Source organism: Desulfotomaculum sp. 1211_IL3151, from assembly GCF_036763075.1.
Taxonomy (GTDB): Bacteria; Bacillota; Desulfotomaculia; order Desulfotomaculales; family Desulfotomaculaceae; genus Desulfotomaculum.
Map to the genome: position 1 here is coordinate 1 of NZ_JBAIYV010000007.1, position 13,845 is coordinate 13,845.

The window sequence follows — 13,845 nt, forward strand, 5'->3', positions numbered from 1 at the left end:
GCATATAAGTTTCTGGTGGCGATACCGGAGGGGGTACACCTGTTCCCATCCCGAACACAGCAGTTAAGCCCTTCAGGGCCGATGGTACTTGGAGCTCACGCTCCTGGGAGAGTAGGTCGTTGCCAGATTAATTTTTAAAACCCTACAGTTGCAATAACTGTAGGGTTTTGTTTTGAATAATAGAGGCTACTGGTTTTAATCACGTAAGAGTATACCTATGGGACCAGTTTCGCTGATTAGATTACTAATTCGAGTGTAGGGTATAACAAACTCAATGGTGCCTAAGGCATGGGCGGTGTATTTAAGTTCCTGCCAGTATAGTACCAGTGCATGATCCGTTAAATAGTATTCGTCATAGTCACTCACACCGGGAAAGGGTTCTAGCAGATCAATATCCCTTTCTTCAAGGCTTTGATTGATTATTCGATTAAGGGTTACTTTATAATAGCTGTTGGGTCTAAAGAGGTCATGCAATTGATAAATTTGCCCCGTATTCAAGTTTGCTGTAATTGACCTTTGTACATTTAAACCGTTAGCTGCCATTTGGGCGATCGTATAAAAATTAAACTTAATGCTCAAAATGCCCTTTTGATTGACCTCCACCTCATACCGACCGAAAATTTCCGCATAAACGTCACAGCCCTCCATGGGAATTTCCTTTTGGACGATTCTTGTAATGGCTTCATTAATTCTTTGCTCAGCCATCTGGTTTTTGAGACCCGATATCTGTGGATAAATAATGTCAATGCATTGATCTTCTATTTTGTTATCGGATATTTTGGCTGTGGTATTTTTATTGTTAACCACGGAAAACACTCCTTTTTATTTGTAAGTTATGAAAATTTTAGGCACTTAGTTCGCCCCACTTTAAAAAAACTTATGGTTAGCCATACTTTGGGTCCTATGTAAAAGCAAGACGTCAATCTGTACAGTTTGAGGTTGATACTATATACTGGAATAAGAATAATGTTAAACAAAATACAGTACAGTAGAGCTACAGGTCTCCCAAAAAAGGGTATCAGTCAAAAAGGAGTGTTCATGGTTTTATGTTTAAAAAACTAATGGCCAGCTTTGGGGTGGGAGCTGCCAAGGTGAACCTGGTACTGGATAAGGAAGGTTACCGCATTGGGGAAGTTGTCAGTGGTAAAGTTATCGTGATGGGAGGGAATGCTGCCCAGGACATTAATACCCTCCATGTTGATGTAATGATGCGGGTTATTATTAAGGGTAAAGAAGTCAAACGTGTGCTAGATACAGTATCAGTTGCTAGAAATATTCGGGTTGAGGCTAGGGAGGTAAAGGAGATCCCCTTTGAGCATTTATTGCCCCTGTACTATCCGATCGCTAAAAGCTCCCTGTCCTATTTCTTAATCACCAAAATGGATATTGCCCAGGCTGTGGATACCGATGACAATGATCCCCTGCTTGTTTTACCCAATAAGGATATGCAAATGGTTTTTGATGCCTTGCAAATACTAAATTTCAAAGAAAAAATTGGTTCTGGAAAAATAACTGAATCTGGGCAGGAGTTTGAATTTTACCCGGGTCCCCAATTTGCAGAACAATTAAAGGAAATAAGGCTAAAATTTTACGTTGGTCAAAACGAATTTAAACTCCTGATGGAGATTGAAATGAATGGTGGCTATATGCGTAGTGGTATTGGCCATCATGCAGAGCTTACTGTTCCCGCTGATGTACGGACCAATGGTTCTGCACAGCAATTGGCCGACGCTGTTAAAAGCTTTTTAGAAAAGGAATTGGTGGTAATTTCAGTACAAGGACCCAAAATGGCTCCAAGTAATCACAGCAATCAGCAAGCCCTGCGGCACGGGTCAGGCATGGGGGGGGTTATGGGTGGTATGGTTGCTGGTATGTTAGGTGGTGCTTTGCTTGGCAGCATCCTTGAAGGAGAAGAGGAAGCCAACTACGTGGTTGGCGAAGAAGATAGCTTTGATACTGGGTTAGGAGATTTTTTGGATTTTGGTGATGACGACTTTTAACTAATTGAGAAGAGTGATTATATTGATTTCAGCAATGGTTATCGTTTTTTTCGCATCGATATTGCAAGCCGCCATAGGGTTTGGTTTTGCCATTATGGCTACGCCATTTTTACTTTTGATTTTTAATTCCCGGGATTGCGTACAAATAAGTATTATTCTATCGTTTATCGTTTCTTTGCTGTTAATTTTTAAGATCATAAAAGATGTTGATAAAGAGTTCTTAAAAAGGCTTATCTGGGGTAGCTTTGTAGGGGCACCCATTGGTGTTGTATTTTATTCCTACGTCAGTTTACCGATCTTAAAATTTACCGTTGGCATTGTTATTATATTTATAGCCGCTTTTATAACACTACGAGCTGCTATAAAAAAATCCAGCCAGTCGAAAAAAGAGGAAGCTATAGAGGAAAGTATTTCGTCAAAGATACAGTTTTTGATTGGCCTTTGTGGCGGAATGCTGACAACCAGTATCGGTATGCCTGGAGTGCCTCTCCTGCTTTATTTTAATTTAACAAATATGAAAAAGGAAACTGCCAGGAGCACAACCCTAACATTTTTTATTTTTGTCTACGTTATTAGTATGGTTATGCAAATTTTAACAGTTGGTATAGAACCCGCAGCGATAACGGTTTCACTAAAGCTAATTCCTATCGTTGCGGTAGGTGTGTTCATCGGTAATTTATTGTTTGATAAAATTAATCAAAGAACCTTTCAGTTTGCTGCCAATGGCATTTTGATATTTACGGGAATATACATGCTTTTTAACTCTCTATAAAGTAATTAAGGTCCACCTATTAGCAGGTGGGCCTTAATTATATATACATGATATATTTAGCCATTAGCCAAAAATGACTAAAACTACCTGCCATAACAAAAAGATGGAAAACCTCATGAAAGCCAAACCAGCCAGGGATTAGGTTAGGGGGCCATTTTGTACCGTAAAAGATTGCCCCCACGGTATAAAAAATACCCCCAAGGGACATCCAAACAATGCCTCCGGTGGAAACCGTTTTAATTAGGGGCCAAAAGGCAATTATAATGAGCCAACCCATGGTCAGGTAAATTAGTGTTGAAAACCAGCGCGGGGCCTCCAGCCAAAAAGCCTTAATAATAATACCAACAATAGCAAGGACCCAAACCCCTACTAGCAGTGAGTAACCCCAACCGCCGCGTAAAGGAATCAGGCAAACCGGAGTATAGGTTCCTGCGATTAAAACAAATATCATCATATGATCAATACGTCGTAAAAGAAGCACACCCTTTGGAGATAGGGGTAATAAATGATATAAGGCACTGGCTGTATAAAGTAAGATCAGGCTAGCCCCAAAAATAGAAAAGGAAACAACATGTATGGTTTTACCATACTGAACCGCATTGTAGACCAGCAGAATTAAAGCCACAATGGATAATAATGCACCGGTTAAATGACTTAAGCCACTAAAAGGGTCTCTTAACTTAATCATCTGAACACCTCGGTAATATATTTTGATAGGTTAATTATCCAAATCTTATTATTCTCCTGCTGGGATTATTTATTAAATTTAGATTAAGTGGCTGGATAAAAAAGGAGTGCCGCTTGCTGCAATAAGCAGCAGTGCGACACTCACAGACAAGGAGGGGGGTTTATCTTAACCTAGCATTTTAGCCAGGTCTGCGTTGGCATCTCCACTGATTAACTGAAGATTAAAGGTCTTTTGCAGGACATCTACAACTCCAGGGGTGAGGAACTCAGGGGCCTTGGGTCCGATATACATATTCTTGACACCCAGGCTAAACAGGCCTAAGAGAATGGCCACAGCCTTTTGTTCAAACCAGGATAGAACAATGGTTAATGGAAGGTCATTAACACCACAGTTAAATGCTTCGGCCAAAGCTAAAGCAATCTTCACAGCGGAACCGGAATTGTTACACTGCCCCAGGTCTAGGAAACGGGGAATACCAGTGCCTTCGATGGTGCCAAAATCGATATCATTAAATCTAAATTTACCACAGGAAGTGGTCAGGATAACACAATCCTTAGGAATAGCCAGGGCCAGTTCCCTAAAGTAATCTCTGCCCTTCGTGGGAGAGTCACAGCCGGCAATGACGAAGAAACGCTTAATCTTACCAGCTTTAACAGCTTCGACAATTTGGGGAGCCAGGGGTAGTATGTTTAGATGGTGAAAACCAGTGGTCATGGTTTTTACCTCTGCGGCCAAAGCTTCAGCAGGGGCACCAGGCAGAGATAATGCCTTTTCAATTACAGGTGTAAAATCCAAGCCTTCAATTTTCTTAACCCCTTCTAAACCTGTAACACCAAAGGAGAACATACGGTCACCGTAGGTGGCATCCTTGCGAATGGGCATTACACAGTTGGTGGTGGCTAGGATAGCACCGGGAAAAGCTTCGAAAAGCTTTCTCTGATCATACCAGGCCTTGCCTACATTACCTTTAAGGTGTTTATATTTATTTAGTTCCGGATAACCATGGGCGGGCAACATTTCTGAGTGAGTATAAATATTAATGCCTTTGCCCTCGGATTGGATTAATAGTTCTTTTAACGCCAGCAGATCGTGACCTGTAACGAGGATGCACTTTCCTTCTACTTTGTCGGAGGTAACAGTAACAGGGGAGGGTACACCAAGGTTATCCAGGTGAGCCTTATCCAATAGGTCCATTGCTTTAACCGTGGCGGTACCAACCTTTAGGGCCATGTTGATGGTTTCTTCAAGATTAAAGTTAACGTTGGTTAGGGTTGAATATAAGGCTTCATGGGTGATGGCATTTACTTCAGGGTCGGCATAGCCAAGCTCTTTAGCATGGATAGCGTAAGCTGCCACACCCTTTAAACCAAAGATAATGGTATCCTGCAGGCTGGCGATATTCTCATCTTTGCCACACACACCAATTTTTGTACAACCGCCTTTGGGAGTCTGTTCACACTGATAACAAAACATATTTCATTTCCTCCTTTATATTTGACGGCCCTGGGCCGTGTTTTTGCTTTTTAATGATGGTCTAAGGATACAGGAGATGAAGGAGAAAAGATGTGATTGTGGTCAACCATTGGGTGTGATATTGGTCACTCAACAAAAGGATAATTGCTAGATTTGACGAATATAGTACGATAAGAAAACATCAGGGGGTGGGGGAATGGAAGCAGGAATTATCATGTGTCTTTATATCCTGAGTATGCCCTTTATTATTTTAGCGGTAGATCGCTAGTTTGAGCAAAAAATTTATATTTTTATATAAACCCTTGAAGAAAAGAGCCATGCAGAATCTAAATGGCTCTTCTTTTTTGGGGGTAATAATATGGTAAACGAGACATTTATATAAAAAGTGATTGAAAAACCCAAATCAATACTTCATAATGATTCTGTTTGGGCAAAATGTAATAGGAGGTGCTGGTATGAATCAATATGATGTGATCGTTATTGGAGCCGGTCCGGCAGGTATTTTTACCTGTTATGAATTAGCATCGAAAGCTCCTCACCTTAAAGTTTTATTAGTGGAAAAGGGTAAGGATATTTATAAAAGGGTGTGTCCCATATTACAGAAGAAGGTTGTTAAGTGCCCACCGCCCACTGAGAAAAAGGATTATGCAGGTTGCCGACCAGCTTGTGCCATTACCAATGGATTTGGGGGAGCAGGGGCTTATTCGGATGGCAAGTTTAATATAACCACTGAATTTGGCGGCTGGATGACCGACTATCTAGCACCTTCTGAGGTGTTAGAGTTAATTAAGTATGTTGATAGCATTAATCTTCAGCATGGGGCGCAATCCGCTACCACCAACCCAGATACCTCCGCTGTAAAGGACATTGAAAAGAGGGGTCTTGGTGCCGGTCTAAAGCTGCTGCGGGCACGGGTGCGTCACCTGGGCACGGAGCAAAACCTAGAAATATTAAAAAACATTTTTGAGTACCTGAAAGAACAGGTTGATATGAAGTATGAAACAGAAGTGATGGACTTAATCCATGCACAGGAAGCAGGCAAAATATCCATCAAAGGGATTATTACCAAGAATAATGAAGAATACCTGGCTAAGAAAGTAGTTGTCGTACCCGGTCGGGATGGTTCTGAATGGTTGTCTGGGGTTTGTCGGAAGATCGGCCTGGAAATGTTGAGTAATCAGGTGGATGTGGGTGTGAGGGTAGAAACCTTAAATGCCATCATGGAGGAAATAAATGAACACCTTTATGAAGGTAAATTTATCTTTCGTACTTCCGTGGGTACCACCGTACGGACCTTTTGCAGCAACCCGGCCGGCTATGTAGTGATCGAAAATCACAGTGGTGTAATGTTGGCCAATGGACATGCCTACAAGGATAAAAGTCTTGGCAGTAATAACACGAACTTTGCCCTGCTGGTGTCCCATAAATTTTCCTATCCCTTTAATAAGCCCATTGAATACGCCAAGTCCATTTCCCGGCTGGCCAATGACTTATCCAATGGCAGTGTGTTAGTGCAGCGATATGGGGACCTAAAAAAAGGTTGGCGGTCCACTCAGAAACGTGTCAAGGTAGGTTTTGTTGAGCCCACACTAAAAGAGGCTGAACCGGGGGATTTGAGTTTGGCACTGCCTTACAACACCATGAAAAGTATCATGGAAATGATTGAAGCACTGGATAAGGTAACACCGGGGATTGCCTCTGAACATACACTGCTATACGGAGTAGAAGCAAAATTTTATTCTGCCCGCCCCATTCTGACAGCTAACTTTGAAACACAAATTGAAGGGCTATACGCAGGTGGGGATGGTGCAGGTATTACCCGTGGTCTAGCCCAGGCAGGTGCCTGCGGCGTGGCCATTGCCAGGGATATTATTGGCAAACTTTAACTTAGCCAGCGGCCTTTCGCTTTTTTCATTATGCTTAAAGTCCCTTGGCTCATGGGCTAGGGTTCACTAGAGGGGAATGAGAAAATGAGTAAAGATGTTGGTCAAGAGGAAATGGGTTCGTGGTTAAGTCAGGATGAATTACAGAAGACCATTGCAGCAGGGTTACATGGCCCGCCGGAACTAAAGAAGGCAGAGAAAAATAGATATCTTGGGCAGTTTAGAGAAAGGGTTATTAGAATGCTTTCCAAACGTCAGGTTTCGGAACCGGCGATATATCCTGAAATAGTTGAAGCATTAAAGGACCCACGGGCTTTCAAGTTACTTATTAATGGTGAGATACCCCAGGTTTTTACGGCAAAATATCAAAAATTAGCCAAACAGATAGGTATCAATTATTCCTTGGTACATGACGCTGAATTAAAAGGAGAAACCGGACTGATCGTTGCGGCTAAGGATGCTGTGGAGGTCTCAGATATAGAAGTACCAGACCGAGAATTACGCTTAAGCAACCTAGGCGTACCAAAGGAACTTATTCATTTGGCGGGGAAAAACGTTTGCCAAAGGTGCTATGATAAAATAATTAAAGCCGCACCGGAGGAGTCCATCAATTATCAGGTTATATCTTGGTTGGATCGTTTAATGGGTGAGCGTTGTCCCGCTGGCAGGATACACTAAAATAGTCAATATTTAAGGCCAGGTTGCTACCTGGCCTTAAATTATTGTTTATTATTAGATTTTGGTGTAAATTCCTTGGCATCCTTTTCGGGAATTGCTACATCACGGGAGTACTCTTCATCGTAATTCTTATTTTTTTTATTCTCCGTAACTCCCGCAAAGGTGGCACCGAAAAAACCGACCCCTTTGCTGTTGTCTTTAGTCATGATTTATTCATCCCCCTTTAGGTATGGATTACTTTTCAGGTTCAGGTTCAGAGTCTTTTGCTTGGCCTAATAGGCTATGGTTTTTGCTATAGGCAAAGTAAACGATTACACCAATGGTCATCCAGACAAAGAAATTTCTCCAGGTATGGGCTGGTAAATTACCCATCACGAAGGAACAGAAAATTAGAGCCACCGGGCCAATCACAAATAGTGCAGGGCATCGAAAGGGCCTTTCCCAATGAGGTTTGGTCTTGCGCAGCCGCATTACACCAATGATGGCCATAAAGAAGGCAAACAAGGTACCAATGCTGCACATTTCAGCTACCAGATGAATGGGAGTAAAGCCACTCATTGTGGCAACAGCAATACCAACAATTATGGTAACAAGGTAGGGTGAGCCAAATTTAGGATGAAGCTTGCACAGGGACCGTGGGATTAAGCCGTCACGGGACATCGCAAAGAAAGCCCTGGTTTGTGCATACATCATCACCATGAGAACCGTTGTTAGGCCCGCTATGGCACCGGTACCCACCAGTGCGGAACCCAAATTGTAACCCAGGTTACGCAAAACAAAGGTTACCGGTTCGGCTGTATCCAATTGTGCATAGGGTGTGGTGCCGGTCATTACTGCCGTCACAGCTATATACAGGACGGTACAAACGGCCAATGAGGATAGAATGCCAATGGGCATATCGCGTTTCGGATTTTTTGCTTCCTCCGCAGAGGTGGCGATCGAGTCAATGCCCAGGTAGGCAAAGAAGATTACCGCTGCCCCGGTGGCTACACCTTGCCAGCCGTAGGGTAAAAGGGGACTCCAGTTGGCAGAATTGATTTTGGGACCTGCCAGGAATAAGAAGATAAAGATGGCAGCCAGCTTAACGAATACGAGAATTTTATTAAGATTTGCGCTCTCCTTCGTTCCTCTGACAAGTAATAACATTAGAAATAGGGCAATTAATACAGCCGGTAAATTAACAATACCGCCATCGGCAGGAACCTTCGTTAATGCTTCTGGTAGGTGTATTCCCCCGGAGGCTAAAATGCCAGTGAAATAAGCAGACCAACCGCCTGCCACTGCGCTGGCACCCACGGTATATTCCAGCACCAGGCCCCAGCCAACCCAAAAGGCTAAAGCCTCACCCAATGCCGTATAGGTATAGGTATAGGCGCTGCCTGCGATGGGGATCATGGCTGCCAGCTCCGAAAAGGCCAAAGAGACAAAGGCCACGGTTAAACCGGCTAAAACAAAGGATAACATGAGGCCTGGTCCGGCATATTTGGCAGCCGCTACACCGGTCAAAACAAAAATACCCGTACCAATGATAACACCAATCCCGATTAGCGTAATATCCAGGGCACCCAATGACTTTATGAGACCATGCTTTTTAGATTCTTTGATCATTAATTCGACATCTTTAGTTCGAAAGATACTCATAGGCGTACTCCTTTTAGTAAGAGTAATTTGACATAAGGGCCGTAGGGTTTACCCTAGCCGGCCCTTAATATAACCCTTTTGCTAATTTATTTAAGGGGTTCGAAGCGGGAGGTGAAGAACCGCAATACAGGTGGCTCATAGACCATCTTTAGACCAGGGATGCTATCACGCTTATTGTATAGCTCAATTACTGAATCTGCCACGACATCCATATGAGCATAGGTGTATACGCGTCGAGGAATGGTCAGGCGCACCAGCTCCAATTTCGGGAAGTAATGCTTACCTTCCTTGTCACGGCCGGCTGAAACAATACCGCGTTCCATACTCCGTACGCCGGAAAGCTCGTATAATTTTGCGGCCAGCATTTGGGCCGGGAATTGATCCTGGGGAATGTGGGACAGGAATTTCCGGGCATCGATGAACACGGCGTGGCCACCGATGGGCTTCACAATGGGCACGCCAGCTTCGGAAAGTTTTTCGCCCAAATAGCGTACCTGCTCAACTCTGTGCCTAATGTAGTAGTAGTCTACGGATTCATACATACCACGGGCCATTGCTTCCATATCACGGCCGGCTAAACCGCCATAGCTGGGCATACCTTCATAAAGTACGACCAATTGAGTAGCCTTCTGATAGAGATCTGCATCGTTTAAAGCCAGGAACCCGCCAATGTTTACCAGGCAGTCTTTCTTACCACTCATGGTGGCACCATCCGCATAGCTGAACATTTCCTTAACAATTTCAGCGATGGTTTTGTTTTGATAGCCCTCTTCACGTTCTTTAATAAAGTAGGCGTTTTCTATACAGCGGGTGGCATCAAACATAACTTTGATACCGTGTTTGCTGGCCAATTCTTTAACCTCACGCATATTCTTGATGCTAACGGGTTGCCCGCCAGCCAGGTTTACTGTCACTGCCAGGCAGATATAAGGTATTTTATCTGCGCCAACACGGTCGATCAGGTTTTGTAATTTCTTTAGATCAATGTTTCCTTTAAAGGGATGATCATTTTGAGAATCGTGGGCTTCATCAATAATAATGTCCTCAAAGGTAGCACCGGATAATTCCTGGTGGGCCCTGGTGGTGGTGAAATACATGTTGCCAGGTACATAATCCCCAGGCTTAATGGCAATCTTGGAAAGAATGTTCTCTGCACCACGACCCTGGTGGGTGGGAACGACATATTTGAAACCGTAAAGCTCCTGAACGGCCTTTTCCAAGTGATAGAAGTTTACACTGCCAGCATAGGCCTCGTCACCAATTTGCATACCAGCCCACTGATTATCACTCATGGCAGTGGTGCCGCTGTCTGTTAATAGATCAATATAGACTTCCTTCGATTTTAGAAGAAAGGTATTATAACCGGCACGTTTAATAGCCTCCGTTCTTTCTTCCTGTGTGGACATAGCAATCGGCTCGACTACTTTAATTTTGTAGGGTTCTGCCATGTACTTACGTTCCATGTGATGTATTTCCTCCTTGTTTATCTGGTTTTAATTTACCTTTCTAATTGTTACTTACAATAGTTTGATATCTCTGAGTTACTTTTATCCAAGAATAATATAATAAGTAAGAATCCAAAATCATCCACGTATGATTACCCTAAAAAACCGAATACTTAATATTGAATTTACTTATAAAAAATAAGGGGGCAAAATTATGCCGAAAGTAAGTAAAAAATTAGCAGAAAGCCAAAGGGCCGCTAATCCGACCCTAAAGGATGCCTTTACAGGCCAAGCGGAAGCAGGCTATGGTGAAGTAAAAAGTGAGGCATGTGCCTTATCATCTGAGTTTGATGGTAACTATGTACCTTAATAAAAGAGCAGTCGGCTAAAAAGCTGACTGCTTTTTCATTTCTTTGCTGGTGCGGTTAACGGCATGGGGGTCTATTGGCTTTTTGCTATTTGCAGGCAGTCCAAGACCATGTAAAATAGAGATAAATAGGAAAAGAGGTGTTTCAATTGCAAAGCAAAATTGCCAAGGCCATTGAGATGAAGTATGTTCCGGTTGGAATTTTACTAACGAATGAAAAACCGGAGGGGTCTCTTCAGTTTAAAGAGGGTCGCTGGGGTTGTGTGGCTGCCATGATGAGTGCTGCAGCCCGGGGAAAAACAGTGGTTTTTGATCGGAAGACCTATGGGTGTATAGGTGGTGGTACTGGGCTGGGATTTGGCAACACCTACACGCAATTTCCTGGAGGTATTGAGTATTTTCTTTCTACTGGAAATAAGGAATTTTGCAATAGCGAAATTGGAAAAAACATTGTAAGAAATATGCCTGCCTTGGAACATGGGGAAGGCTACCTAAAAAACCCCGAACTGGCTAAAAAATTTATTGACTCTTTGCCTATGACCGATGTACCCACAGAGTATATTGTCTTTAAACCCTTGGAGAACTTTGCGGAGGGAGAAACACCCAAGGTTGTGGTATTTCTAGTCAATCCAGATCAACTATCGGCCCTCGTGGTGCTGGCAAACTATGAAAGGGACCACAACTTAAACGTGATAGCCCCCTTTGGAGCAGGTTGTCATACTACCTGCATTATTCCTTATAATGAGGAGCAAGCAGACAAACCTAGGGCTGTAATCGGTATGTTTGATATCTCTGCCAGAAAGTGTGTGGACAAGGATATCCTGTCCTTTGCAGTGCCCTATAAGATGTTTGTAGAAATGGAAGGTAATGTGGAGGGAAGTTTCATGGAAAGACACGAGTGGCATAGAGTATTAGAAAGAAATCGTAAGTAAAGATAGAAAAACCCCCGGTAAAAGTAAAACCCGGGGGCTTTTTTGTGCCATTAGCTGGTAGCATCATGCCTAAGGCCCCTGGCCCTTTCGGTATAGCTAAAGCCAATAGCTATCGCCAAAAGCGGAGGGCGAATTCTAAAACTTACCCGAAAACTGAGCAATTAATATACCGATACCTAAAATCCAAACATAAATGGAAAATGCCTTCAGTGACCCCCGCTGCAGAATGGCCAGCATCCACTTAACTGCCACATAGCCCGAAAGGGCTGCGGCAATTGTACCTACCAGAAGGGGGACTAAGCCAATGGATTCGGCTTGACCACCTGCCAGTTTAGCTCCCTGGAGTACCACGGCACCTAAAATAGCCGGTAGGGAAAGCAAGAAAGAAAAACGGGCAGCCGCTTGCCTGTCAATACCCCGGAACAAAGCCCCGGCAATGGTTAAACCGGAACGTGAGATCGCAGGTAGGATGGCGGCACCCTGTAATGTACCAACTACTAGGGCGTCTTTGAAAGAAATCTGATCAATATTTTTTTTGTTGCTTCCTTTGCTCTTCATATTATCAGCAGCCCAAAGAATGGCACCCGTAATTAAAAACTCCCAGCCCACTGTAACCCCTGTCTTAGAAATTTCTTCAAAGAAATCCTCGAAACGAAGACCAATGATTGCTGTGGGTATGGTTCCGGCAATAATCAACAGGGATAATTTGCTAAAGGGTCGTTTAATCATATAAAGAATGTCATCCCAGAAAATTGCAACCACTGCTAACAAGGTTCCCAGATGCAGCATGGTGTCCAAAAACAAACCAGCTTCGGACAGGCCCAGGAGTTTTCGCCCTAAAAGTAAATGGCCTGTACTGCTAACGGGTAAGAATTCAGTTAGGCCTTGAACGGTACCCAAAATAAGTGCCTTTAATACCTCTTCCATAAGTCACCCCTAAAAGATTATTAAGTCAACATGCTGCTATACCAGATAAAAATAAAATTGTTTACCTAAAACCCATTCAGTAATATTTTATTTGAATAAGTACGATAACATGCTTAAAATAAATTAGCCATTAGCCAACAATTGTTGGTTACCACACGGTTGTAGGGGGGTGATTTTGACTGTTTTCTACGAGTAATGTTTAGTCACAATTAGAGGGGGATGTGAATAGTCTGTCATACTAAGCCGCAGCGGTTTAGGTGGCAAGGCATCGTTCCGTGGTGCGCACTAAATAAAAGGGAGTGTCGCTGCTACAAAAAAGTAGTATTGCGACACCCCTTGGGTTTGCCATTAACAAGTTGCGGGTTTGGGCTTACCCTTTCTTATCTTGCCGGCAATCAGAACGCCACCTGTAATGGCAACCATCATGCCATAGCTAAGAAGCGGGTTATTGTTAAAGAAGCCAGCAACCAGGGGCTCGTGCAGGATCATTTTGGCAGCGGTTAGTGCTATGACCCCAGCCCCTAAATAAATGATAATCGGAAAACGTTCGATCCATTTTATGATAATGGTACTGCCCCAGACAATAATAGGAATACTAATCATCAGACCAATTACCACCAATAAAAAACTGCCGTGTGCGGTTCCGGCAATGGCCAGGACATTATCCAGGCCCATCACAGCATCTGCAATAATAATGGTTCGGATAGCAGTTAAGCGATTGTCGCAGGATTTAATTTGGTCATGAGATTTTTCTTCTGTTAAAAGATTATAGGCAATCCATACCAGCAATACGCCACCAAGGAGCATTAGTCCAGGTATCCTTAATAACCAGACAACAGCCAAAGTTGCTAAGGCACGAATTACGATGGCACCGATTGTGCCCCAAATAATCACTTGTTTTTGATGTTCCTTTGGTACGTTCCTTGCTGACATGCCGATAACAATGGCATTGTCACCGGCCAACACGAGGTCAATCAGGATAATTGCCAGTAAGGCAGATAAAAAATCCGCAGACAAAAATTCCATCACGTTATCTCCT

At 43.2% G+C, this 13,845-nt stretch carries 14 protein-coding genes and 1 rRNA gene; 7 read left to right on the forward strand and 8 right to left on the reverse strand.

Annotated elements, in window-relative coordinates:
• Positions 1-11: 11 nt before the first annotated feature.
• Positions 12-128, forward strand: a 5S ribosomal RNA gene (gene rrf, locus V6C11_RS00895).
• A 67-nt stretch (positions 129-195) separates the two neighbouring features.
• Here rrf and V6C11_RS00900 read toward each other — a convergent pair.
• Entirely contained in the window at positions 196-807 is a 612-nt protein-coding gene (locus tag V6C11_RS00900; protein ID WP_333529197.1) for a DUF3298 and DUF4163 domain-containing protein, read from the reverse strand.
• 239 nt (positions 808-1,046) lie between these two features.
• On the opposite strand from V6C11_RS00900, the gene V6C11_RS00905 reads away from it, so the two are divergent.
• Positions 1,047-2,000 (forward strand): sporulation protein, encoded by a 954-nt coding sequence (locus V6C11_RS00905; protein ID WP_333529198.1) that lies wholly within the window; start codon positions 1,047-1,049, stop codon positions 1,998-2,000.
• Positions 2,001-2,022: 22 nt separating this feature from the next.
• Entirely contained in the window at positions 2,023-2,772 is a 750-nt protein-coding gene (locus tag V6C11_RS00910; RefSeq protein WP_333529199.1) for a sulfite exporter TauE/SafE family protein, read from the forward strand.
• Between the two features lie 37 nt (positions 2,773-2,809).
• Here the strand turns inward: V6C11_RS00910 and trhA are convergent, their stop codons facing one another.
• Together trhA and hcp are read right to left on the reverse strand one after the other, a co-directional pair.
• Entirely contained in the window at positions 2,810-3,460 is a 651-nt protein-coding gene (gene trhA, locus V6C11_RS00915) for a PAQR family membrane homeostasis protein TrhA (protein ID WP_333529200.1), read from the reverse strand.
• Between the two features lie 165 nt (positions 3,461-3,625).
• Positions 3,626-4,933, reverse strand: a complete 1,308-nt coding sequence (gene hcp / locus V6C11_RS00920; protein WP_333529201.1) for a hydroxylamine reductase — start codon at positions 4,931-4,933, stop codon at positions 3,626-3,628.
• Between the two features lie 455 nt (positions 4,934-5,388).
• Here hcp and V6C11_RS00925 point away from each other — a divergent pair, with 455 nt between their 5' ends.
• Both V6C11_RS00925 and V6C11_RS00930 read left to right on the forward strand, forming a co-directional pair.
• Positions 5,389-6,819, forward strand: coding sequence for an NAD(P)/FAD-dependent oxidoreductase (locus tag V6C11_RS00925; RefSeq protein ID WP_333529202.1), 1,431 nt, complete (start codon positions 5,389-5,391; stop codon positions 6,817-6,819).
• Positions 6,820-6,903: 84 nt separating this feature from the next.
• On the forward strand, positions 6,904-7,494 hold the full coding sequence (locus V6C11_RS00930) for a YueI family protein (protein ID WP_333529203.1): 591 nt from the start codon (positions 6,904-6,906) through the stop codon (positions 7,492-7,494).
• Positions 7,495-7,535: 41 nt separating this feature from the next.
• On the opposite strand, the gene V6C11_RS00935 is transcribed toward V6C11_RS00930, so the two are convergent.
• The 3 genes from V6C11_RS00935 to V6C11_RS00945 all read right to left on the reverse strand — a co-directional run bounded on the left by V6C11_RS00935 (position 7,536) and on the right by V6C11_RS00945 (position 10,598).
• Positions 7,536-7,700: a hypothetical protein gene (locus tag V6C11_RS00935; protein WP_333529204.1), complete on the reverse strand. Its 165-nt coding sequence runs from the start codon at positions 7,698-7,700 to the stop codon at positions 7,536-7,538.
• Between the two features lie 28 nt (positions 7,701-7,728).
• On the reverse strand, positions 7,729-9,135 hold the full coding sequence (locus tag V6C11_RS00940; RefSeq protein ID WP_333529205.1) for an amino acid permease: 1,407 nt from the start codon (positions 9,133-9,135) through the stop codon (positions 7,729-7,731).
• 86 nt (positions 9,136-9,221) lie between these two features.
• Positions 9,222-10,598, reverse strand: coding sequence for a tyrosine phenol-lyase (locus V6C11_RS00945; RefSeq protein WP_333529206.1), 1,377 nt, complete (start codon positions 10,596-10,598; stop codon positions 9,222-9,224).
• Positions 10,599-10,794: 196 nt separating this feature from the next.
• On the opposite strand from V6C11_RS00945, the gene V6C11_RS00950 reads away from it, so the two are divergent.
• Entirely contained in the window at positions 10,795-10,950 is a 156-nt protein-coding gene (locus V6C11_RS00950; protein ID WP_333529207.1) for a hypothetical protein, read from the forward strand.
• A gap of 146 nt (positions 10,951-11,096) precedes the next feature.
• On the forward strand, positions 11,097-11,879 hold the full coding sequence (locus V6C11_RS00955) for a DUF169 domain-containing protein (protein WP_333529208.1): 783 nt from the start codon (positions 11,097-11,099) through the stop codon (positions 11,877-11,879).
• Positions 11,880-12,014: 135 nt separating this feature from the next.
• Here V6C11_RS00955 and V6C11_RS00960 read toward each other — a convergent pair whose 3' ends face one another.
• Together V6C11_RS00960 and V6C11_RS00965 are read right to left on the reverse strand one after the other, a co-directional pair.
• On the reverse strand, positions 12,015-12,806 hold the full coding sequence (locus V6C11_RS00960) for an undecaprenyl-diphosphate phosphatase (RefSeq protein WP_333529209.1): 792 nt from the start codon (positions 12,804-12,806) through the stop codon (positions 12,015-12,017).
• A 348-nt stretch (positions 12,807-13,154) separates the two neighbouring features.
• A complete protein-coding gene (locus tag V6C11_RS00965; RefSeq protein WP_333529210.1) occupies positions 13,155-13,832 on the reverse strand; it encodes a TerC family protein in 678 nt (225 codons plus the stop codon).
• Between the last annotated feature and the right edge of the window lie 13 nt (positions 13,833-13,845).

What these genes read in the sequence shown, in the direction of transcription:
- V6C11_RS00905 (WP_333529198.1), top strand. Translation starts at nt 1,047, where the DNA reads ATGTTTAAAAAACTAATGGCCAGCTTTGGGGTGGGAGCTGCCAAGGTG.
- trhA (WP_333529200.1), bottom strand. Translation starts at nt 3,460, where the DNA reads ATGATTAAGTTAAGAGACCCTTTTAGTGGCTTAAGTCATTTAACCGGT.
- hcp (WP_333529201.1), bottom strand. Translation starts at nt 4,933, where the DNA reads ATGTTTTGTTATCAGTGTGAACAGACTCCCAAAGGCGGTTGTACAAAA.
- V6C11_RS00925 (WP_333529202.1), top strand. Translation starts at nt 5,389, where the DNA reads ATGAATCAATATGATGTGATCGTTATTGGAGCCGGTCCGGCAGGTATT.
- V6C11_RS00930 (WP_333529203.1), top strand. Translation starts at nt 6,904, where the DNA reads ATGAGTAAAGATGTTGGTCAAGAGGAAATGGGTTCGTGGTTAAGTCAG.
- V6C11_RS00935 (WP_333529204.1), bottom strand. Translation starts at nt 7,700, where the DNA reads ATGACTAAAGACAACAGCAAAGGGGTCGGTTTTTTCGGTGCCACCTTT.
- V6C11_RS00940 (WP_333529205.1), bottom strand. Translation starts at nt 9,135, where the DNA reads ATGAGTATCTTTCGAACTAAAGATGTCGAATTAATGATCAAAGAATCT.
- V6C11_RS00945 (WP_333529206.1), bottom strand. Translation starts at nt 10,598, where the DNA reads ATGGAACGTAAGTACATGGCAGAACCCTACAAAATTAAAGTAGTCGAG.
- V6C11_RS00950 (WP_333529207.1), top strand. Translation starts at nt 10,795, where the DNA reads ATGCCGAAAGTAAGTAAAAAATTAGCAGAAAGCCAAAGGGCCGCTAAT.
- V6C11_RS00960 (WP_333529209.1), bottom strand. Translation starts at nt 12,806, where the DNA reads ATGGAAGAGGTATTAAAGGCACTTATTTTGGGTACCGTTCAAGGCCTA.
- V6C11_RS00965 (WP_333529210.1), bottom strand. Translation starts at nt 13,832, where the DNA reads ATGGAATTTTTGTCTGCGGATTTTTTATCTGCCTTACTGGCAATTATC.